The 21,296-nt window shown below is 43.9% G+C and carries 23 protein-coding genes; 6 read left to right on the plus strand and 17 right to left on the minus strand.

The annotated features are described in order from the left end of the window. Positions 1-4: 4 nt before the first annotated feature. The 8 genes from D1814_RS12190 to D1814_RS12225 all read right to left on the minus strand — a co-directional run bounded on the left by D1814_RS12190 (position 5) and on the right by D1814_RS12225 (position 7,487). Positions 5-334, minus strand: a complete 330-nt coding sequence (locus D1814_RS12190; protein ID WP_118492624.1) for a DMT family transporter — start codon at positions 332-334, stop codon at positions 5-7. Between the two features lie 27 nt (positions 335-361). Then, the gene (locus D1814_RS12195) at positions 362-958 is read right to left on the minus strand and encodes a DUF7010 family protein (RefSeq protein WP_118492626.1); all 597 of its coding nucleotides are present in this window, start codon (positions 956-958) and stop codon (positions 362-364) included. Positions 959-1,083: 125 nt separating this feature from the next. Then, positions 1,084-2,445: an MFS transporter gene (locus tag D1814_RS12200; RefSeq protein WP_118492628.1), complete on the minus strand. Its 1,362-nt coding sequence runs from the start codon at positions 2,443-2,445 to the stop codon at positions 1,084-1,086. 40 nt (positions 2,446-2,485) lie between these two features. After that, entirely contained in the window at positions 2,486-3,073 is a 588-nt protein-coding gene (locus D1814_RS12205; RefSeq protein ID WP_118492630.1) for a BON domain-containing protein, read from the minus strand. Positions 3,074-3,084: 11 nt separating this feature from the next. Then, positions 3,085-3,681 (minus strand): phosphoheptose isomerase, encoded by a 597-nt coding sequence (locus D1814_RS12210; protein WP_118492632.1) that lies wholly within the window; start codon positions 3,679-3,681, stop codon positions 3,085-3,087. A gap of 175 nt (positions 3,682-3,856) precedes the next feature. Next, entirely contained in the window at positions 3,857-4,945 is a 1,089-nt protein-coding gene (locus tag D1814_RS12215; protein ID WP_118492634.1) for a glycosyltransferase family 4 protein, read from the minus strand. A gap of 181 nt (positions 4,946-5,126) precedes the next feature. Next, entirely contained in the window at positions 5,127-5,468 is a 342-nt protein-coding gene (locus D1814_RS12220; RefSeq protein ID WP_118492636.1) for a YraN family protein, read from the minus strand. Between the two features lie 3 nt (positions 5,469-5,471). Further along, positions 5,472-7,487, minus strand: coding sequence for a penicillin-binding protein activator (locus D1814_RS12225; protein ID WP_118492638.1), 2,016 nt, complete (start codon positions 7,485-7,487; stop codon positions 5,472-5,474). A 141-nt stretch (positions 7,488-7,628) separates the two neighbouring features. Here D1814_RS12225 and rsmI point away from each other — a divergent pair, with 141 nt between their 5' ends. Then, entirely contained in the window at positions 7,629-8,465 is an 837-nt protein-coding gene (gene rsmI, locus D1814_RS12230) for a 16S rRNA (cytidine(1402)-2'-O)-methyltransferase (protein ID WP_118492640.1), read from the plus strand. Positions 8,466-8,568: 103 nt separating this feature from the next. Beyond that, positions 8,569-8,832 carry a hypothetical protein gene (locus tag D1814_RS12235; protein WP_118492642.1) on the plus strand — a complete coding sequence of 88 codons (264 nt, stop codon included), beginning with the start codon at positions 8,569-8,571 and terminating at the stop codon, positions 8,830-8,832. 76 nt (positions 8,833-8,908) lie between these two features. Here D1814_RS12235 and D1814_RS19490 read toward each other — a convergent pair whose 3' ends face one another. The 5 genes from D1814_RS19490 to D1814_RS12260 all read right to left on the minus strand — a co-directional run bounded on the left by D1814_RS19490 (position 8,909) and on the right by D1814_RS12260 (position 14,900). Then, positions 8,909-10,264, minus strand: a complete 1,356-nt coding sequence (locus tag D1814_RS19490; protein WP_183037597.1) for a CsgG/HfaB family protein — start codon at positions 10,262-10,264, stop codon at positions 8,909-8,911. A gap of 252 nt (positions 10,265-10,516) precedes the next feature. Next, the gene (gene nspC / locus D1814_RS12245; RefSeq protein WP_118495380.1) at positions 10,517-11,647 is read right to left on the minus strand and encodes a carboxynorspermidine decarboxylase; all 1,131 of its coding nucleotides are present in this window, start codon (positions 11,645-11,647) and stop codon (positions 10,517-10,519) included. 189 nt (positions 11,648-11,836) lie between these two features. Then, positions 11,837-13,039, minus strand: a complete 1,203-nt coding sequence (locus D1814_RS12250; protein ID WP_118492644.1) for a saccharopine dehydrogenase family protein — start codon at positions 13,037-13,039, stop codon at positions 11,837-11,839. 228 nt (positions 13,040-13,267) lie between these two features. After that, positions 13,268-13,678, minus strand: coding sequence for a hypothetical protein (locus tag D1814_RS12255; protein WP_118492646.1), 411 nt, complete (start codon positions 13,676-13,678; stop codon positions 13,268-13,270). Positions 13,679-13,862: 184 nt separating this feature from the next. After that, entirely contained in the window at positions 13,863-14,900 is a 1,038-nt protein-coding gene (locus D1814_RS12260) for an AraC family transcriptional regulator (protein ID WP_118492648.1), read from the minus strand. Positions 14,901-14,998: 98 nt separating this feature from the next. On the opposite strand from D1814_RS12260, the gene D1814_RS12265 reads away from it, so the two are divergent. Both D1814_RS12265 and D1814_RS12270 read left to right on the plus strand, forming a co-directional pair. Continuing rightward, positions 14,999-15,427: an SRPBCC family protein gene (locus D1814_RS12265; protein ID WP_118492650.1), complete on the plus strand. Its 429-nt coding sequence runs from the start codon at positions 14,999-15,001 to the stop codon at positions 15,425-15,427. Next, the gene (locus D1814_RS12270; protein WP_118492652.1) at positions 15,414-16,226 is read left to right on the plus strand and encodes a sterol desaturase family protein; all 813 of its coding nucleotides are present in this window, start codon (positions 15,414-15,416) and stop codon (positions 16,224-16,226) included. The genes D1814_RS12265 and D1814_RS12270 overlap by 14 nt, the downstream gene beginning before the upstream one ends. Before the next feature lie 75 nt (positions 16,227-16,301). Here D1814_RS12270 and D1814_RS12275 read toward each other — a convergent pair whose 3' ends face one another. Continuing rightward, positions 16,302-16,547 carry a DUF4282 domain-containing protein gene (locus D1814_RS12275; RefSeq protein ID WP_118492654.1) on the minus strand — a complete coding sequence of 82 codons (246 nt, stop codon included), beginning with the start codon at positions 16,545-16,547 and terminating at the stop codon, positions 16,302-16,304. A gap of 173 nt (positions 16,548-16,720) precedes the next feature. Then, on the minus strand, positions 16,721-17,641 hold the full coding sequence (locus D1814_RS12280; protein ID WP_118492656.1) for a 1-aminocyclopropane-1-carboxylate deaminase/D-cysteine desulfhydrase: 921 nt from the start codon (positions 17,639-17,641) through the stop codon (positions 16,721-16,723). Positions 17,642-17,749: 108 nt separating this feature from the next. On the opposite strand from D1814_RS12280, the gene D1814_RS12285 reads away from it, so the two are divergent. Then, on the plus strand, positions 17,750-18,406 hold the full coding sequence (locus D1814_RS12285; RefSeq protein ID WP_118492658.1) for a chalcone isomerase family protein: 657 nt from the start codon (positions 17,750-17,752) through the stop codon (positions 18,404-18,406). 57 nt (positions 18,407-18,463) lie between these two features. Next, positions 18,464-19,024: a DUF3833 domain-containing protein gene (locus D1814_RS12290; RefSeq protein WP_118492660.1), complete on the plus strand. Its 561-nt coding sequence runs from the start codon at positions 18,464-18,466 to the stop codon at positions 19,022-19,024. A gap of 164 nt (positions 19,025-19,188) precedes the next feature. Here the strand turns inward: D1814_RS12290 and D1814_RS12295 are convergent, their stop codons facing one another. Together D1814_RS12295 and D1814_RS12300 are read right to left on the minus strand one after the other, a co-directional pair. After that, positions 19,189-20,589: a HAMP domain-containing sensor histidine kinase gene (locus D1814_RS12295; RefSeq protein ID WP_118492662.1), complete on the minus strand. Its 1,401-nt coding sequence runs from the start codon at positions 20,587-20,589 to the stop codon at positions 19,189-19,191. Beyond that, the gene (locus tag D1814_RS12300) at positions 20,586-21,266 is read right to left on the minus strand and encodes a response regulator transcription factor (RefSeq protein WP_118495381.1); all 681 of its coding nucleotides are present in this window, start codon (positions 21,264-21,266) and stop codon (positions 20,586-20,588) included. The genes D1814_RS12295 and D1814_RS12300 overlap by 4 nt, the downstream gene beginning before the upstream one ends. Positions 21,267-21,296 lie beyond the last annotated feature (30 nt).

Genomic DNA, 21,296 nt, shown 5'->3' on the forward strand with positions numbered 1-21,296 from the left:
GTCCTTATTGAAATACAACGGCTGACTTGCTAGTGATAAGCAAGGTACCAGAGATAATTAACATAATACCCAGCACGGCATAAATGTCGAAAGTTTGTTTCCAAAATACTACCGAAGCAGCGGTGATTAGCGCGATACCCATGCCTGACCAAATCGCATAGGCAACGCCAATTCCCATGTTTTTTAATACCATGGCAAACAGCATTCCTGACACGGTATAGAAAAATATAGCGCCGTAGCCAAAGGCCCATTTCTCCCATCCGTTCGACATCTTAAGCAGCATGGTAGCCGTAACTTCAGTGATAATTGCAATCGCTAAAAGTAAGTAAGTCATCATGTATTCCTTGTTATTAAAGCGAAATTAGTGAGATTTGATTGTTTGATAACGGCGTTCAAGTGTGATTAGCGACACAATGTAAACTGCGACAATTACCGCCGAAATTGCTTCTACTCGTGCTTCAGGAAACAAGTACCAAGCTACAACAATGCCGAAGGTTCTTGCGATGGTATGAAAATAGCCAACCCAATGCTCTATCGCCCACGACAATGGCATCCACATTAGTCCAGCAAGAATGCCGATACTCAACGGCACGGTTGTGTGGTCAATAGCTGCAACCGGAAGGGCGATGGCAAAGACCAGTAGGCTCATAAACATACCAACAAAGAAAAGGCGGTCGAAGCTGTTCTTTACTGCGTTTTTCGCAAAAAATCTTTCACCAGTAAGGTAAGACAAACCTGCGCCTAGATAGAAAATTGCCCCTGTGCCGATATAAAGCATCCAGGTTATGATGAGCTCAGATACAAAAAGAGCACTCATACCAAGCAACGCCCAAACAAATACGCCTGCCAATGGCATAGCAATAAATCTTTTTCTTTTAAAGTCTTCGCGCTGTTGTTCGAGCGAAACCGGGGAGCTCTGAATACTGGCTGTAGAAATGTGGTCTAATGTATGTTCCATGTGCTTTACCTAATGTCGTAATGTCGATAGGTAAAGTATGTAAAAGTATCTCAGATTGCGTTAGTCACAAACGTCATCAATAGCATGTGACATTTGTCACTAGATTTACAAACAATAGGTTCGGGCTAGTTTTGTCGCGCTTTTTTTGCTTTCCGTTTATTCAACACTGAATTGCCATCTTCCTTAGACAGCATTAAACTGTCGTAAATACTTACTAACGCCACAGCACCCATAAATATCATAGATAGCGTAAACGTTTGTAGGTTCGGCGTGTCGGGACTTTGTCCAAGAATGAACGATGCCGTTGCGATAGCAAGCGCTGATAGGGTAATACCAAGACCGCGATTCATTTGCATTAGAATTGCGCCTAAGGTGTTTGCATCTCGCATTTTATTAGGCGGTACGTCGGCAAAAGCAATGGTGTTTATTAACGTTAAGTGCATTGAGCGGGTCACGCCGTTAGCAAACAAAATAGCGGCAATGGTAAACGACGATGTAGTGTGATTTATCATCGCTAGCGCGACAAAGCCAAGAGCGATAAGCACGCCGTTCACCACAAGCACACGTTTGAAACCGAACGTATTCATGATCCACGTTGTTGCTGGCTTTATCGCCAAGTTCCCTGCAAAAAGCCACAGCAACAGCGAGCCTGCCTCTACAGGCGAGTAACCTAGCCCTAGCTGCAGCATAAGCGGTACAAGAAATGGTGCGCTCCCAAGAGCCACGCGAACAACAGAACCACCGTATACAGAAAGTCTGAAGGTTTTATGCTGCATTGCATCGAATGAAAATAGAGGGTTTTTGGCTTTCCTAACATGCCGTATTGCGAAAATCATGAGTACTAAGCCAATGGCGACAACGCCAAGTGACTGAAAAAGTTTGTCGCTGGTACTGGCAAGAAACTCAATACCAGCCATAAAAAGCGCAAAGCCGACGCCAGTAAGTAAAAAGCCTTTAATATCAAACTTACCCACATCGCCTTTGGTGTTTCTCAATAGGTAGACAGAGGCGACCATTGCAATAATACCCAGCGGAATATTCATATAAAAAATCCACTGCCAGCTAAAATGTGTGGCTATGTAGCCGCCGAGCACTGGGCCTAATAGCGGTGCACTCAAGGCGGGCCATGTGATAATGGCGACGGTTTTTACTAGTTTTTCTTTGGGCAAGTCCCGCAATACTACCAATCTTCCAACCGGCACCATCATGGCGCCACCTAAACCCTGAAGAATTCTAGAGAGGGTAAATTCGAATAAGCTGGTACTCAAACCACAAAGGACCGAGGCAAAAGTAAAAACGGCAATCGCCGCTATAAATATTGTTCGAGCCCCAAATTTGTCAGCGGCGTAACCACTTAAAGGGATAAAGAGCGTGACGGCTACTAAATAGGCCGACACGCCAATAGAAAGGTGGGCTGCCGGCACGTTAAAGTCAGCGGCAATAACAGGGAGCGCCGTGGTAATTACCGTGGCGTCCAAAATTTCCATAAAGAGTGCCCCTGCTACCAAAAGGGCAGTGGCTAACTCTCTATTGAACAATTTCAAAGGCTCTAACCACGCGAGCTACACCCGTAACATTGCGAGCAATATCTACCGCTGCTGTAGCTTCAAGGTTGGTTAATCGACCCATTAAAAATACCTCTGAGTCTTGCACAACCACTTTAACCTGAAGGGCCGGAACGCGCTCATCCGCGACTATTTTGGTGCGTACTTTTGACGCTAGCCACAGATCATTTGCCTGTGTACCAGCGCCTATTGGTTCGCCAATGCGTACTTGGTTGTGAATTTTCTTGATGTAGCTGACTTCCTGAGCACGGCTTACGGCTTCGTCTATAAGCCCTTGATTGGGGGCTTGGCCAGTGAGCAAGGCAACACCGTTATAAACGTCGACCTGTAGATTGGTTTGCTCTTTGAGCGCATCGCTTTTCGACCATTGATAAGACACCGCAGCGTCGGCATTTTGGTCGTCAAGTTGTGTACCCACAGTACGCCGGTCGTTGGCGACCTTTGCAGCCATTGCGCCCGCTGCGCCAACGGCCACTACGCAACCTTGTAATGTTAGAATCAGGGCTAATACAGAGCCCAGCAGCCCTAAATTTTTTACTTGTCTACTCATAGTTAATTTTATCAGTCATCGCCATGGTCAGCAGGGAATAAGCTGTCGTCAATGCACTCACATAGGTTGTGAATAACTAGCAGGTGCACTTCTTGAATACGTGCGGTGCGGTTAGAAGGAACGCGAATTTCTACGTCATGCTCACTTAAAAAGCCAGCCATTTCACCACCGTCTTTGCCGGTAAGCGCGACAATAGTCATATCGCGAGACAAAGCAGCTTCCATTGCGGCGATAACATTACGTGAATTGCCACTAGTGGAAATAGCCAAAAGGATATCGCCAGGCTGGCCTAAAGCACGTACCTGTTTGGCAAATATTTCGTCGTAACTGTAGTCATTAGCGATAGACGTGATGGTCGACGTGTCTGTGCTTAACGCAATAGCAGGCAGGCTAGGGCGGTCACGCTCATAGCGGTTTAACATTTCTGATGAAAAGTGCTGTGCGTCGCCAGCAGAACCACCATTACCGCAGCTTAATACTTTATTGCCTCTTATCAAGGCTTCAACCATCATGTACGCCGCTTTTTCAATATATTCCGGCAATATTTCCGATGCTGCAATTTTTGTCTGAATGCTCTCGGTAAAGTTCGCTTTTATCTGTTCAATCATCTGTCATCTCTTTATTTTCAACTGCCTACTGCTCACTTTTTAGTGGTTGTAGCACTAAGTTACAACGTACGGCTAAACGTAATGACCAGTATTTACATAATTTTTGCTTATGCTTTGTCTTATTAATATCAAATACCACGTGGCATTGACCTATACTGCAATGCTAAGGCGTTATTTATTGAAGAGAGCGAAAGAACTCAACCAAGTTTTTTGCTTCATCTTCAACCTTAAAGTTTTTTACAACGTGTTCTCGACCTGCTTTGCCCATTTCTGCAAGTTTATCCATATCTGAAAGAAGCAAGTCCATATGTTTAGTTACAGATTGCTGGTCTCTGGTAGGTACTATATATCCGTCAATACCTGGTCTAACGATATCTTCCCATGCGCCTGCTTGTGTCGCTAGTACAGCCGCCCCAGCGCTCATGGCTTCAGGCACAGTTAAACCAAAACCTTCGTTGTAGCTAAGTGCATTCACTAGAGACAATGCACTGAATATTCTAGGTACCTGTTCAAAAGGCAACTCACCGGTGAAAATGATGCGGTCAGTTAAACCGGCTTCAGAAACTTTCTCTTTAAGCTGATTAACAAACTCTTTGTTGTTCGAAGAGATGGCGCCCACCACTACCGCATTCACATCAGGGTATTTAGGTAATACTTTGATGCAAGCCTCCACAAAAAGGTGAACCCCTTTTTGCTCTCTCACTCTACCTAGAATACCAATGCCGTATTTGCCGCCGTAACCCAACGCCTGCCAAGCTTCTTGCTTGTTTTCGGCTGGTGTGTAGTTATCAACCTGCACACCGTGAAGATTAATTTTAGCAGGAGGTTTGTTTAAGTACTTTGCGGAACGATTACTCATCGCAATAATTGCGTCCATTCTATTACTTAACCATACCGTTGAAGCAGAGCGCTTTCGCTGAGCGGCTGAGCTAAACACTAGCTTTATTTTCGCACGAAAAAGGTACTTAAGGAGAATTCCCTGAATCATCTCATCAACGCGGCGTGCATGAAAAATTCGCCATTTACCATTGCTAAGCGGCCGTCGACATATTTTGGCAGCCTCCCAAAACGTAATAGTCATCGCTGGGTCTGAAACGAAGTGCTTACCCATTATTCGCAAATTCATCATGTGTTTTTGAAACGACGTCACTTGCAACATAGTGGATGTTACACCAGAAAAGTTGGCGCTTGAGTTGCCAACTATTAATTCTATCTCTTGGTCATCAACACTGCTAGGTGATATCTTTCTATTGGGGTGACTCATTATTTGTAGGAACCTAAGACACTTTCATCAATTAGAAGAAAGCTTGCAAAACTAAGATAAAACAAACGGAATACTTTTGGCATAAAGACATTTCTATCAATTTACGGACGGGTTTATGAATGGCGTACGCATAGAGTCCTCTTAGAGCAACATCAGTTTTAAATTTGTATGTTGTCAGTTTTTAGCCCACGTTCTTCAACCACTGAAGGTTGCTTCCGTCTATGGCAATAACGTCTATTCGCAGAGGAGTAGACGCTGGATTTAAGCCATTATCTAACAAATAGAAATTAAACGCAGCCTGAATTCGCTGCAGCTTTTGGACAGTAACAAACTCTAAGGCACTACCATATTGATTACGTTTTCTATATTTGACTTCAACGCACACAATAGTATTGCCGTCTTGCATTACAATATCTAACTCACCACGTCGCGTGTGGTAATTTCGATGCAGAAGCCTAAGACCTTGTTCCTCAAGATATTGACAGGCCTTGTCCTCTGCTGCATTCCCTTGCAGTTTTGACATATCTTACTCCGACAGCATGTATACTTTTTCGTTACGAATCATAGCTTGAGGCTGCTGGCGGATCACTTCGCCTCTCTCGTTAAGCGAAAGGGTTCCGGTCAACCCTTCATGTGAAAGGTACTTAAGCGTGTTAAGCATGCCTAGCTGTGGAAGTAACTGGTAGGCATCAAAGCCAAACGCAAACAAACGTTTTTGCATGGTATTTTGATTTTGCCAAGCCTGCTCCACCTCTTGTTGAAGAGGTTGCCAATTGTGTGAAGGCATCAACCATGGCATATCGATAAAATGCACGTTCTGTAGGTCACGCCATTGGTTTTTTCCGCTGTCGTAATCCATCGAGCGAGACGTGGCATACACAGGAACTTGCTTACCGTCGTAAGGGTTCAAACTTGCTTCAATAATTGGGTTTAGCAGCTCTGTGTCTTGCGGAGACGCAAACGCGACTATGGCATCAATATCTCGCCTGCTGCGAGGCATGTTGTACACTTCATCATTGGTCATGTACTCAATTTGATTGATGCGATCGTTGCTTTGGGCAACATCGAGTGCTTGAGTAATACCCTCGCGAAGCGAGTTGCTGTCGTTAAAAGTAACCGATGTTATGTTAGCACGACGCTTGTTCTCTTTATTGTTAAGCGCTCTCCAGTGCGTTTTAAACGTGGTGTCCATTCGCTGATACAAACTGCTTTGAGCCGCAATAACGATAGGTGCACGGTAGCCTTTATTGAAGATATATTCGGCAAGCTGCTTGGCTTCATCCTCTGGCGCAAGTCCGAAATAGTTTAACGAGGTGGCGAGGCCCAGTGCATCCAGTTCCCCTTGGGTATCGGTAGCTGTCAGTATGCTTTCAGGCATATCTGCGTCACTATTTAATGCAGGGCTGGGTGATGTCGTTATCGTATTGTTGTTCGATATATTATTTGCTGCTACCTGGTCTATCCGTTCTTCTGGACGATTCAATGCTAGTACATTCACCCCAGCATGTAGATTAGGAATTAACTTCTCTACGGTATCTTTTAGTAGCGGTCCGACAATAAATTTGGTGTCGCCAATTTCATTGAGTAGGTGCTGAGTATCAACGCCGTTTGTGTCAATAAAACGTAGGCGTGGCAGCAAGTGTTCATCTTGGCGTTTTTCAACGTCGGTGTAATAGGCCGACATTATCCCATTTTTTACTACTTGCCCCGTACGCGCTAAGCGACCAGAAAGAGGCAGCAAGACTGCTATATCATTGGCGCCAGCGTCGGTAAGCTGTGTTGCTTTAAGCACATTGTCAGGTAAAGTCGTTTCTAACATGTGGCCTTGATAAACTTGCTGAAACTTTTGAAGCTCTCTTGCCAATGTGGCGGGCGATGAAGCATTCGCTTCAGTCAGCTCGCGAAGCGTGATGAAAGGTGAGAGTGCGGGATAAGCTTTTCCTACTGTTGTAAGCGTTTCTGTCGGTATGGAAGTGAGCCACTGCCATACCTGCTGTACTTTATCTTCATCTGGCAAATTGGTTTGTAGCACGCTATTGGCGGCTGCTGCAAAATTACCTTGCTGTGAGTACAGCTGAGTTTGAAGTTCTGCTTTTTGGAACGCAGTTTCACCTGTGCCAGTTACTCCGTCCAGCATTGCCAGCAATTCATCTGCTGACGCATCAGACATTCCCGCATAGGCTTTGGTAACTAAAAGGGAGTAGTACGAGTGGTTGCGTTCTGACACACCATCTTCTTTAACTTCAAACAACACCTGCTGCGCTAATACTGGTTGTTGGTTTTGAAGGTATAAGTCAGCGGCTTGCAGTAATAAGCTATTACGCTGTTCTTTATTGCGGGTACGTTCCCATACCCTCTTAGCTTCTAGGAGTTTGTGCTCAGGTGTGACGTTCTGTTCAACCTGGGTGGTTTCAATTGGAGACGGTTCCACTACCACAGGTTTCGACTGAGTTTTTGGCGTGCTCCCACAACCCGATAGTACCAATACCGAAGCAATGGCTGATAGCGTAAAGATTTTTCCAGATTGTCCGATATGACGCACAGTTTCATTCCTTTTACATCGTTATAGGTCAAGTTTATCTTAACCAGTGTGAAAATCTACGCTTGCCAGCATAATCTGGACTAATGGCGTGATACACTTATCGCATAACCTTTCAATTTAACGTAAGACTTAACCACTGTTATGACAGACACCGCCACTCTATATATTGTTCCTACGCCTATTGGCAACCTCGATGACATGAGCGCTAGAGCAATTCGCGTATTAAGTGAAGTTAACTGGATTGCTGCCGAGGACACCCGTCATAGCGCGCGACTTCTACAGCACTTTAGTATTGGAACTAAGACCCTTTCACTTCACGAGCATAATGAGGACAAGCGTACTGCTCTGCTGTGCGAACGTTTGAAAGGTGGTGAATCTGTTGCTTTGATAAGTGATGCGGGCACGCCACTTATCAGCGACCCTGGTTTTGTTTTAGTGCGTAAATGCCGTGAGCAAGGCATTCCAGTTAGTGCCTTGCCGGGACCATGCGCCGCAATTACTGCGTTGAGCGCGTCAGGGCTGCCTACAGATAAATTCACATTTGAAGGCTTTTTGCCGGTTAAAACCCAAGCGCGGGAAGGCTTATTATCAAAGCTATTAGATAGAACTTTTACCACGGTTTACTATGAAGCACCTCGTCGAATTCTAGACACGGTTACTGACATTCAGCGCATATTAGGCGAACGTCACATTGTTGTCGCTAAAGAGTTGACTAAAACCTTTGAAACCTATGTAAGTGGTAGTGCGCAAGACGTCATTGATTATCTGAATGCCGAACCAGCACACCAAAAAGGCGAATTTGTTGTAATGATAGGTCCTGCCAAGATAAATGAACAAGCGATACCTAGTGAAGCAATGTCATTATTGCAAACCCTGTGCGAGCACATGCCGCTGAAAAAAGCCGCAGCGGTGGTAGCCAGTCATTACGATTTGAAAAAGAATGCGCTTTATCAAGCTGGGCTTGAAGCAAAAGCGTAATTTGCTTTAAGAAAGATTGATCTTAAGCGTCATCGGCGAAATACAAAGTATTACATTGTATGGCAGTCCAAGATAAAGAGACTGGTTACTGAAGGAGACGCAGATGACGAAGACACTTAAGATCACTATGTCTGGTGGTAAATGGCTGGTAGATATATTCTCTCAGGCGAATGACTCTGGCGTTTACGATTTAATTCATCCAAATGATGTTACTGAGGTCGCATTAAACGAAGGTGAAATGTACGGATTTCGCTACAGTTTGCAGGGGAAGTCAGGCACAACTTTTAAAATAGAACTCGGTGATGACGTTCTAGCTGAAGGAGAGATTGATAAATCTGAAACTGCTTCGGGTAGTGGTGTGGTTTAGCTGAAATGCCTTAGTATTATCAATATTATTGAGAGCCGAAGCCGCAATTTGCAGCTTCGGTTACAATGTATCGAAATTAAATGCCTTCTGGGAACAGACTCTCTTTTGTTACTACTTGTATGCTTTCGATAACTTGACGAACTTCGTCGTCGAGTTTTTCATTTCGAAGCGCTAATGCCCGGTTGCGCTCAAAAAGTTCAGTGTGGCTTTCCAATCTTCTTCCCATCTTTCTCCATGCTTGAACCCTAGCTTCGTATGGCCATGCTTCAAGTTCAATGCGATGAGAGTCTAACTGAGTTAGAAGCATGGTAGCGGCTGCCGTCATAGACATGCCGCCCGGCCAGTTAGGGTTATTATTTTCTGGGTCGAAAGAAACAAACGCCGTCATTAATGGGCCATAGTTTTTAAGCCAGTCGTAGTACCTATTAAAGGCTTTCTCATCATATTCGTCCACATCAAAGTTATAAGAACGACGATCAGAAACTGTAACCCTTGAAGGGGTGTTATCTACATAGACAGCAGTGGTTGTTGTTGATGTGGTTATCGCTGGCGCGTCGGTAGCTTCTGGCATGGCATCATCTGCGCCTCCTACTGTTAGCTTTCCACCTTTACCTAAACCTCCCTCAACCTCTTGGGCTTTGTAAGAGCGAAGTGCGACCACCATTTGGTTAAAAGAATCAGCAAATGCAGTTACTAACATTTTACCTTCGGGCGTCTTTGAAAAGCCGCCAGCGCCTCCTGCTGCTGCGCCAGCAAACATGCCACCAAATAAGCTAAAGTCGTGATTCGCAGCACTGCCTGTTGCAGCAGAAACCTGAACACCCGAACGGTTGTCTATAAGCAGTAACGAGGTAGCCGCTTCATTTTTGCTAAAACCTCCGCCAACGATAGAGCCTAACGTACCAAACAGGGCACCCGCTATGGCTTTTCCACCCTGCGTTTTTTCGGCAAACAGTACAGATGGACTAAGCGTGTAATCGGCTGCTACCATTTGACCGCCCCCAATATTAGAGCCAGAGCGAAGTTGCCCTGATTGCATTAGCTGACGCTCGGTGTTCATTGCATTCATAGCACGGCCGCGCTCAACAATAACAAAGCAATTAGACTGTTGAATCATTAACCTGATAACAGGAATGGTGCTGCCGAGTTTTGGGTAAGTTCTGCGATACTCTGACCACCAAGGCAAACTTGTATCTTCAAAAACACTTAATGTACCGAGTGTTTCATCACAATTTTCCAGTTGTGCATTGTTATTAGATGCACTAGCGCCGCCGGCGCCACCACTCACAGCACCCGAACTTCCCCCCCCCATAGAAGGGGTTGTTGACATACAGGCCGTGGTTAAAAGTAGCGCACTAAGCGCAGATACAATAGGTTTGGCAAATGTGTGTACTTGAGTTGCACAGCTTGAGCCTAGATTATTCCTTCTCACGATCAATTCCTCTGATAAAGATAAGATATAACCGAGACAGGCAATTTTTAATGGTTTGATACAACACCTGAATTCGGTGTTGAACAAAAGACGACGGAGATTAGAGACTCACCTTAGATAGGGCTGGTAGGCCGAAATTCCCTTTTGACGACTCAACATCCACAAAATAGCACTAGAGCTGATTGGGAACAAGCTAATTGAACAAATAATAATCAATTAGCTTTTCGTATACTTTTTAATGATGGGTTAAGTTTAAGACAAACGGCCCTTAAAGTCTTCGTAGCTGAACTCACGAACCAGTTCGAAGTCGCCATTAGCGCGTAAAATACCAATAGCAGGGTGTTCTACACCGTTAAAGAAGGTAGTTTTTACCATGGTATAGTGCATCATATCTTCAAACTGTAATCGGTCGCCTGCTTTCAACGGGGTATCGAAGGAATAGACATCTATGACGTCACCAGCAAGGCAGGAATTACCGCCAAGCTTCACATTATGTGCTTTTTCATCTGGCATACCTGCACCTAAAATTGCCGGGCGATAGGGCATTTCTAATACATCAGGCATGTGTGCAGTGGCTGAAATATCTAAAATAGCGATATCTCCGTCGTTTTCCACCATATCAACTACTTCACAAATTAGAGGGCCTGTTTGCCACGCAACCGCAGAGCCAGGCTCTAATATAACGTCCAGATGCGGGTAACGCGCTTTAAAGTCTTTTAGTGTTTTAATAAGGTGCTCAACATCATAACCGTCTCGGGTCATGAGATGTCCGCCACCTAGGTTCAACCACTTTAATTGACCAAGCCATTTGCTAAAACGCTTTTCAATAGCTTCAAGGGTGCGTGCAGTGGCAAAAGAGTCACACTCACAAAGGTTGTGGCAATGAAAACCTTCAATACCCGATAAGTCTACACCTTCTAGCTCACTGGCACGTATGCCTAAGCGAGAACCAGGCGCTGCAGGATCGTACAGTGGCGTGTCAGCTTCTTGATGCTCAGGGTTTATGCGAAGGCCTAACGAAACGTTAGATAACGTTTCTTTATGCGTATTCCACTGGGATAAGCTATTGAAAGACAAGTGATTAACAAGGCTTGCTAGTTCTTTCGCGTCACTAACTTTGTACGCTGGAGAATAAGCATGAACTTCTTTACCCATCTCAGCGGCTAGTTTCGCTTCCCATACCGAACTCGCTGTTGCACCGTGTAAATACTGTTTAACAATGTCGAAGCATGACCACATTGAAAAGCCTTTCAGCGCCAGAATGATGCGGGCACCCGATTCGTCTTGAACCCGTTTCATGAGCTCAAGGTTTTTAATTAACTTTGCTTCTTCCAGCACATAGCAAGGAGAAGGAATATCAGTGCGTTGAGTTAAATCGGTCAATGGGTAAAGCTCCAAAAAATAAAACTGCTTACAGCATTAATGAGACGTCTAATGTATTACATAACCAGTCTTAGCTCAAAAAACGGCTGACTAGTGCAGTTTGACAACCTAGGATAGTTTGAGTTATTTCGAATGCAGTTATAGCGCTAACAAAAAAAAGGGCGCTTGAATTAAGCGCCCGAGTATCAATTATTTGGTGAAAGGGCTGCTTTCACATTCGAGTACGTGCCATGGTAGGCCGTGCTCATTAAGCATATCCATGAATGGGTCTGGGTCGAATTGTTCCATGTTCCAAACGCCCGACTCTTTCCATGTACCGTTAAGCATAAGTGCCGCGCCAATCATCGCCGGAACACCTGTGGTGTAAGATACGGCTTGCGCGCCTACTTCTTCGTTACATTTTGCGTGATCACAGTTATTGTAGATAAAGATGGTTTTTTCTTTGCCATCTTTAATACCTGTGATGTAAGTACCAATGCACGTCATGCCGCTATAGCCTTCAGCAAGTGAACCTGGGTTAGGAAGGACTGCTTTTAAGAACTCTAGCGGTACAATCTTCTGACCTTGGAATTCAACTGGCTCAATGCTAGTCATACCAATACCTTCAAGCACGCGCAGGTGGTTAAGATAAGCATCGCCAAAGGTCATCCAGAAGCGTGCGCGCTTCAAAGTAGGGAAGTGCTTCACGATAGACTCGAGTTCTTCATGGAACATCAAATAAGAAGCACGGACCCCAATATTTTGATAGTCTAAGTCTTCACGTACGCTTAGCGGATCGGTTTCTTTCCACTCGCCATTTTCCCAATAGCGACCGCGCTGGGTAATTTCACGAATGTTAATTTCTGGATTGAAATTAGTCGCGAAAGCCTGACCGTGATCGCCGCCATTACAATCTACGATATCAAGGTAGTGAATTTCGTCGAAGTAATGCTTTGCTGCGTACGCTGTATAAACGTTTGTTACACCTGGATCGAAGCCACTGCCAAGAAGGGCCATAATGCCTGCGTCTTTGAATTTGTCTTGGTAGGCCCACTGCCACGAGTATTCGAATTTTGCTTCGTCTTTTGGCTCGTAGTTAGCAGTGTCTAGATAATCAGTGTTAGTCGCAAGACATGCGTCCATAATAGGAAGATCTTGATATGGCAACGCTAGGTTGATTACTAGGTCCGGTTTTACTTCGTTGATAAGTGCTTCAACTTCTTTTGCGTTGTCTGCATCAACAGCGAAAACACCTTTAACGCGATCTGCACCTACTTCTTGCTGTAGCGCTTCACACTTAGATACCGTGCGGCTTGCTAAGTAAATTTCGTCGAAATGTTGCGGTAAACGTGCACATTTTTTCACAGTTACCGACGCAACACCGCCAGCACCAATAATTAAAACGCGAGACATAATAACTAATCCCTAATTTTGCTAATGAATTTTGGGCTGAATGCTAGCAGACCAATGGGATTTGGCAAGCAAAGACAGCCTATGAAAGGACAAAAAATTTTAATCGTAACAACGAATGTAGAAGGTAGTACACACACTGTGCGTCACTACCTTAGAAGTCTACTGTAATAACTAATATTGGTTTGTACTAGGTGATTTGAAAAACAATATTCCCCCTACCGTCTTGAACTAACGCGTTACCGTATCGATAGGCGGGGAAATTACAACTTTACCGTCTACTCTGTAGTAAGGATAAAGTATAAGTCGCTCTTCATGGTTTGGTGTTGTAGTTGCTATAGCTATAGCGTCAACCGTTTTGCTGTCTTGAGTGTTAACTGCCGCAGCATACACTAAGACACTGTAACTGTTTGTATCGGTGGTGGTATCGATTATTCGCCACTGAAGCTGTTCAATAAGCTGTGACTCGCGCTTTTTAGTTCCACTCTCGTCGGCAAATATACAGCCGATACGACCATTTTCGTAAATAGCTGCAAAGGGATAAAACACATCGCACACAGGTAACATAAGCTCACATAGATTAAGTGACTTTGACACGAGTGCGTTTAACTGCGTTGGCAATGTAACTGGACGGTCGATCATAGCGTATCTCCTGTGAGTTAGCGTTGCTGTACACCTGATAATACCTACGCGTTATCAGTCACATTAGTTTAATAATCATAATTTCGATAGTAAAAAATTGCCTATTCAGACTAAAAGCTTATGAGGCACACATCCTTTCTCGAACCAGAATAGCGCCTGCACCATGGGCTAAATACAAAAATGGTTACCCTTTCGATATTAGCTGTTTTTTATATTTGAGCGGTGTACTGGAAAACCACTTTTTAAAAGCGTAGGTAAATGATGATTGCTCTTGGAACCCCAATAAATCTGCGGTGTCGGCAATAGAGTATTGCCTAAGGAGGTCATCTAAACGAGATTTGCGCTCACTATCAAGGATTTGCTGAAAGCTTGTGTTATTTTGCTTCAACTTGCGCTGTAGTGTGCGTGGGCTTACGTATAGCGCTTCGGCCACACGCTTTTGATCACATCCTTTTAGCGTAGGGTTAGCGTTTAAAAGCGCAACGACTTTGTGGGCGATATCTTCGTGTGGATTAGGGTTAAAATAGCGTCGGTTGGTTTGAGCAAACCGTTCCTCTTTGCACTCGTTCATTTCTTTTTCTGTCACATCTATAAGCGCGCTGAACATAGCCTTATTTTCACTAGTAAAAGGAACATGCAGTAAGTTTAGGGGAAAAATAATGGCGTTAGTGTGGACACAATCAACTACCTTGCAGTTAAACCACTGGGCTAACGTATCTTTTTCCAGCATGCTCAAGGGGAAAGTAAAGGTAATAGCATTTAATTGGCAGGCTGGACCCAATATTTTATAAACGGTCGCTACCCACCCGGTGGTATTGCGCAATACCATTTGTTTGCAATCTGAGTTTTTAGGCTCCCATTCAACCCGGGCATCTTCAGATTCAAAAAACACGCTTGTTGTGCCGATGTCCGCGACTAACGCATCAAAACGGGTAAGCGCCCCTATGGCTTGAGCTAGATTTTCGCAACTTTCAACGAGGTAACCCAACACCCCATAATCTTTTGCCTGAATATGTTTGCCTAACTCAAACCCAAATAATGAATTATTGGTGAGCGATGCACCTTGGTTTAACAGCTCGGTATAGGCTTCCATAGAAACACGGGAAGAACCTGAAAGTGAGCTATGCTTGTGCGAGAGTCGCGACAGTTCCTCCGTACCTACCCCTAAACTAGCTAGATAACTTTCTATACTTTTGATATAGGCAAAAGAGACTGATGGCATGGTTATGTCGCAAAATAACAAAAAACATGACGTATTAACGCAAGATCAAACATGGATGTCAATTTATGCTTATAGCCATAAGAAAAGGATATGTGTAGATGGTTAACGTTCACTACCAGAGAATTATCAATGCAACGCCACAAGTGCTTCGCGATACGCTGCTTGACCACCAGAATTTAAGCGACTTCTTTAACGCATCATTTAAGGTATTGAAGGACGAAAATGATGGTGAAGTAAGCGGTGGAGTGGGCTGCGTTAGAGAGGTGAGTATTTTAGGTGTTCGCTTTAAAGAAGAGATTGTTAAAGCAGACACAAGTGGCATTGATTATCGTGTTGTTGATGACTTTCCAGTGCACGCGCACAGGGGAAGCATCAGGTTTTCTGCACAGGGTAGCCTAACCAAAGTTTTTTATCGCATTAGCTGTTGCGCGCCTTGGTATATGCCCAATTGGTTACTGACACGCATGTTGCAAAACGATATTGAACAATGCCTGGATAAGTTAGGAGCGCGCTTTGATACCCATTGAGCTTATTTTACTCGGCTTAAGCCCGATTTTCTTACTGTGTGTTTTTATCGAGTTTAAAAAGGCACGGCAGTTTTATAACGTAAAAGACAGTGTGAACAACGCCTTACTTGCACTACTTCACCAGGGCTCTGATGCCTTGGTGTTACTACTCTTAATGCCCTTTTTTATTCGGCTGCATCAGTTTTCGCTATTTAGCATAGAGCTTACAGCAATGTCACTTTTTGCAGGTTTTATCCTACAAGATTTTTTGTACTACTGGTTTCATCGGGCTTCACATAACATACACTGGTTTTGGCTGGCTCATGTGGTGCATCACAGCTCAACAAAAATGAATTTCACCACAGCGTTTAGACAAAGCATTTTGTACCCATTTGTGGGCATGTGGCTCTTTTGGTTGCCAATGATTTTAATTGGTTTTTCACCCAGCCTAGTATTTGCCATAGTCGCAATAAATCTTGCTTATCAATTTTTTGTGCATACGCAAACCATTGGCCATTTAGGCTGGGCAGAAGATATCCTCAACACACCCACTCATCACCGCATTCACCACGCAACCAATAAGCCTTATATTGATAAAAACTACGGTGGGGTGCTTATCATCTGGGATAAGTTATTCGGCACATTTGTTGAAGAAGACAAAACGATATCGATAAAGTACGGCATCGTTGGAAAGATGCCTGATGATAACCCCCTAAGCGCCAACTTCAGTCAAATAGGTGTGCTTTGTGAACAGCTTCAGCAGGCAAAAGGAATAAAAGCAAAGTTCAAGAGACTGTTTGGCTATCCTGTCGCAAATTGATGAATGGTTTCGTAAAAGACCGGGAAGAGATTGAATGCTAGCGCTACCTAGAGAAGCGCTAGCTTTGATATAAGACTATTCTTTATTTGCAATTTTTTGAAGATTGCTGTGAATTTTAAAGAGGACGATAAGTAGTTCACACCATATTCTTGCGCCGATACAGCCAGACACGATAATAAATAGGCCGTACACAAAACTCGCATCGTACCCCACAAACATTGTTGTTACGCCACTTACCACTGACGCTAGAAGCAATAGCCAGTACACAAAAGTGATAATTTTAGGGGTTAGCATTGAATCGAAGAAGAAAATATCTTTCATAATCATTCCTTGATGAAGTTTGCAGGTCGCAAGCTTTGGTTTTTATGCCGCATCCTGCGACAAACTTCTTGTTGTTATCGTTGGTTTATTATTTATGACTAATGTGAGCAAGCCCACAAATTTAGTTGTATCACTCATACGTAATTAAAACAATACTTTGTTATAACAAGGTTTTACCTTGCACCTTGTAAACCACCTGTGTGCAATATAACAATGCGTGAACCGTCCTCAAACATTCCTTTAGCCAGCATATCTTTAACGGCCCAGAAAGCTTTTCCTGAGTAAACTGGCTCTATCTCAAAATCCATAGTGTTATTGAAATCGTTGCAAAAGGTTTGAAGTTCACTTGGCGCTTTGGCGTAGCCACCAAAATGGTATCTGTGCTCGATATGCCAATTTGTCTGGTTAAATATTGGAAGAAAATGCTCAACCAACTCCTCTAAATAGCCTTCACCTTTTAGTACGCCTATGCCAATGGCTTTATTGCGAGAACGAAAGTCAGTACCCGTTGTACTATTACGTTTATTTAATGCACTCACAATTCCCGCCAATGTGGCGCCGCTTGCTACCGGCGTAATGATAAAATCGAAGTCCACCTCGATTTCATCGACCATATCTTTTATCCCCTGAAGCGCTAGGGCTTGGCTTCCACCTTCAGGAATGACAATCGCGTTAGGGAACTCCAGCTTTAGTTCATCTAAATAAGCACTGTCGTTACGCTTTTTGTAGGTAATTCTGTTTACATATTCGATGTGAGTATTCCACTGCATCAAATCCTTAATCATTGGCGATGGTGCAGCGCTGTAGTCGCCGCGAATAATGGCGGTAAAGGGAATACCAAGTTTGTAACAAGCAAACCCCAATGCATGAAGGTGGTTAGAAAAGCCGCCGCCGAAACTTATTACAGCGCTTGGTAAAGGGCTCGTTAGCGCATGGCTTAGCTTTCGCCATTTATTTCCCGACATCACAGGGTGAATTGCATCGTCACGCTTAACATAAAGCGATACCTTGCTTGCACCCTCCCAGTTCGGTTTAAAAAGGATAAGAGGCGAAGGAAGAGTGAGTGACGCTTTAAATTCATCAAGGGAAAGCACGATGAGGGCCTACAGACAGTTGATCAATTGAACATTGGCAAGAGTATAACCAGTTAGAAATTCAATAAAAGACCTGTCATTTTTATTACGCTTTATAAGAGCATTTTTATGGTTACTAAGAAAAACGGTATTTCGCAAAAACCTGTGATTTATACACCATCAGGGTTTCTTCATTACGTAAAAAACGCTAGCGCTTCTTTTACGTCTTACACTAATAAAGTAGCTGCGGCATTCACCTTAATTATGTTTGTTTCCATGTCACTGAGCGGCCTAACCATGTCAAACAACGCCTATGCGCAAGAGTATGATTTAGAGAACATTAATGAATATGTTCCCAACGCGAAACTGGTAGGGAAAGGCATGTTCTCTTACTACTTTTGGGACGTATATACCGGTGAGCTTTTTGCTTCTGGAGGTGAATACGATAATCAGCCTCCTTTTGCACTTCGCTTGACCTACCAACGGGATCTTGAAGGAAAGAAGATTGCCGAGCGCTCTATTGATGAAATGAAAAAACAAGGAGATATCGCTGCCGAGGATGCTGATAAATGGTTATCGCTAATGGAGCGTATCTTTCCTGACGTTAGTGAGGGCGATGTAATTACAGGGATCGCAACGAAAGAAGGCACAAGCGTGTTTTACGTAAACGGCGAAAAAGCTGATGAGATAAGCGACAAAACTTTTACGCAGCGTTTTTTTGATATCTGGTTAAGTGATGAAACGTCGGAACCTAAGTTTAGAAAAAAGTTACTCGGAAAAGATTAGTTTAGTGATTTTATAGAAATAAAGCCCAAGCAGGGTTAGTTGAGCAGGGTATGTAAAATGATAAAAAATATGATGAAGTTATGTTTAGGAGTAGGGTTTGCAGCATTGACCATGGCAGGGCTATCTGGATGCTCTGTGTCAGTCGATGGTGAAGACTATCAGTCGGTGTCTCCAACGTTCGATATTGAGCAGTTTTTCGATGGAAACGTTAAGGCGTGGGGCATAGTACAAAACCGCTCAGGTGAGGTGGTACAAAGGTTTGTGGTAAACATTGATGGCTCAATAGAGGGCGATACATTAACGCTCGATGAAACCTTTGAATATGGCGTTGGCGAAGGGCCAAAATCACGTACATGGACTATTGTAAAGCAGAGTGATGGAAGCTTTATCGGAAAGGCGAGTGATATTGACGGGCCTGCAAAAGGCACAAGCTACGGCAATGCATTTAATTTTCACTACGAGATGGATTTACCGATAGACGATACGACCTATTCAGTGACGTTCGATGACTGGTTTTGGGCTTTTGATGACACCACCATGATGAACCGCTCATACATTCGTAAGTTCGGTATTGTGATGGCAGAAGTCACTATCTTTATGCAGAAGCAAAGTGATTGATATCTATAATATTGGGAATCTCGCTGACCTATACCATCTATAGGTCAGCATTTTGAAAGCTAAGGTTCGTTACTTTAGCGAGTACGTTCTAACGTACCTGAAATATCGATAGCGACTACTTCTTATGGACTTTGATTGAGTTTAGTCTACTGATCTGACTTTTACTAACGGGGGAAACAAAAAACAACACCCAGACCGTTTCCTTGCATTAGTGGGTCGTGCACAAACCAAGTGTGCCCATCGTGCAGCTTCACTATTGCCGAGACGAGCGACAACCCTAACCCGTTTCCTTTGCTTGTTCTGCTGCCATCGGCGCGATAAAAACGGCGCTCTAAATTTACAATTTCGTGCTCGCCAACGCCTATCCCTGCATCATTGACGGCAATAACGATAAGCCGAGAGGTGGTAGTTAGCTGCACCGTAACCCTACTATCTTCGTTTGAATACTTAATCGCGTTGTCTAGCACGTTGGCTACGGCCTGAAAAAGTAAATTAGGATCAGCAAGCATAGACACGCTTTCAAGTTGACTGGATAGTTGAATATTGCGCTCCTCAGCAAGGGGATGGTAGAGGTCAACTACGTCTTCGACGATAGCGCGGACATCGGTACTACAAAAACCCTCTTTCTTATTTGTAGTTTCAAGACCGCTTATGCGCAATAGACTATTGAACATATTAAGAAGGTTGTCTGCTTCTTGCGTGGTGTCTTCTCGAAGCTGATCGTCTTCGATTCTTTCTAGCGTATTACGAAGCCTCGAAAGTGGCGTTCGCAGGTCGTGAGCAATACTGTCTGTGACCGATTTGATGTTATTAACCGAGCTTTCGATAGTGTCAAGCATTTGATTAAAAACGAATGAAAGACTGCTGAGGTCGTCCCAGTTACTATCAATCTCTAACCTTTCTTCTAAATTACCAGTTTTTATAATTTTATCAGCAGTTTGAGACATGCGGTTAATTCTATTAACCACATACACGGCGATGGCAAAGCTTAGAATACTTAAGGCACAAAGCAGCACCACAATGATCCAGCTAAAGGTTTTGCCAAACCACTGTGCGCTATATAAGTCATCGATACCACGCCCGACGTACAGGGTATAGTCCCCTAGTACATCTTCCCTTATCAATGCTTGGCGCAAGGTTTTCCTTGATGAACTGTTAGGCTGGGTGATAACGATTTCTGCAGTATCAAAACTAGCCCCTTTGTACCGCTCTAGGACCAGTGGAACAGACGCGAGATTACCTGCAATGACTCGCTCATCTTTACTAAGCACCACAAACGACCGTAAATGCTCGAATGAAGAAGAGCTTGTTTTCGCGCTAGAAGGTGGTTGATTGTTGTCAATTATGATGGCCGATTTTACGGCATCAATACCAAGGTTTTCATAAAGCGTTATAAGTGCGTTCGCTTTGGCATTAACGGCAGCATTAGATTCGGAAATGAACAAGTCGCTGCTCGTTAATCGCCAAAAATAAACGATTAAAACAATGGCAATACAAGCAAGGGTGGTGAGCAATACGCCTACGCGAAAACTAGAACTACGCGTAAAGTCGCGTATTGCTATCATGCAAGCCCGTCCGCAATGCGGTAACCCGTGCCTCTTACCGTTTCAATAAGTGGAACATTGAATGCCTTGTCTACTTTCTGACGTAGACGGCTAATATGAACGTCAATCACATTAGTCTGCGGGTCAAAATGATAGTTCCAGACCTGTTCAAGCAACATGCTTCGCGTCACTACTTTACCTTTATGTCGAAGTAGGCATTCAAGCAATTGGAATTCCTTTGATTGAAGGTCAATTTCTTGATCGCCACGAAGTACTTTGCGGTTAACCAAATCTAGCGTGAGGTCGCCAACTTTTATCAGCGTTTTGTCGTCGCCTTCTTTATTGCGACCAGCCAGACCTTCAACGCGAGCAAGCAGTTCCTCAAAGGCGAAGGGTTTAGTTAGATAGTCGTTAGCGCCGGTGCGAAGGCCTTTGACCTTATCTTCAACTTGGCTCTTGGCGCTCAGTAATAAAACAGGGGTCTTGTTACCTTCTTCGCGTAGCTTCTCAAGCACAGTGAAACCGTCGAGTTCGGGTAACATTACATCTAGAATTACCGCATCTAATTCGTTACTGGCGGCTTGTTGGTAGCCTGATGTTCCATCACCTACAGTAATACATTCATGCCCTTCACCCAATAGTCCATTTGCAATATGCGAGGCAACCTTTGGATCATCTTCTACAAGTAGCACTTTCATCATCAGGATTCTTCTGTTTATCTACATTCA

Origin of the sequence: Alteromonas sp. BL110 (assembly GCF_003443615.1) — a bacterium.
Classification (GTDB): domain Bacteria; phylum Pseudomonadota; class Gammaproteobacteria; order Enterobacterales; family Alteromonadaceae; genus Alteromonas.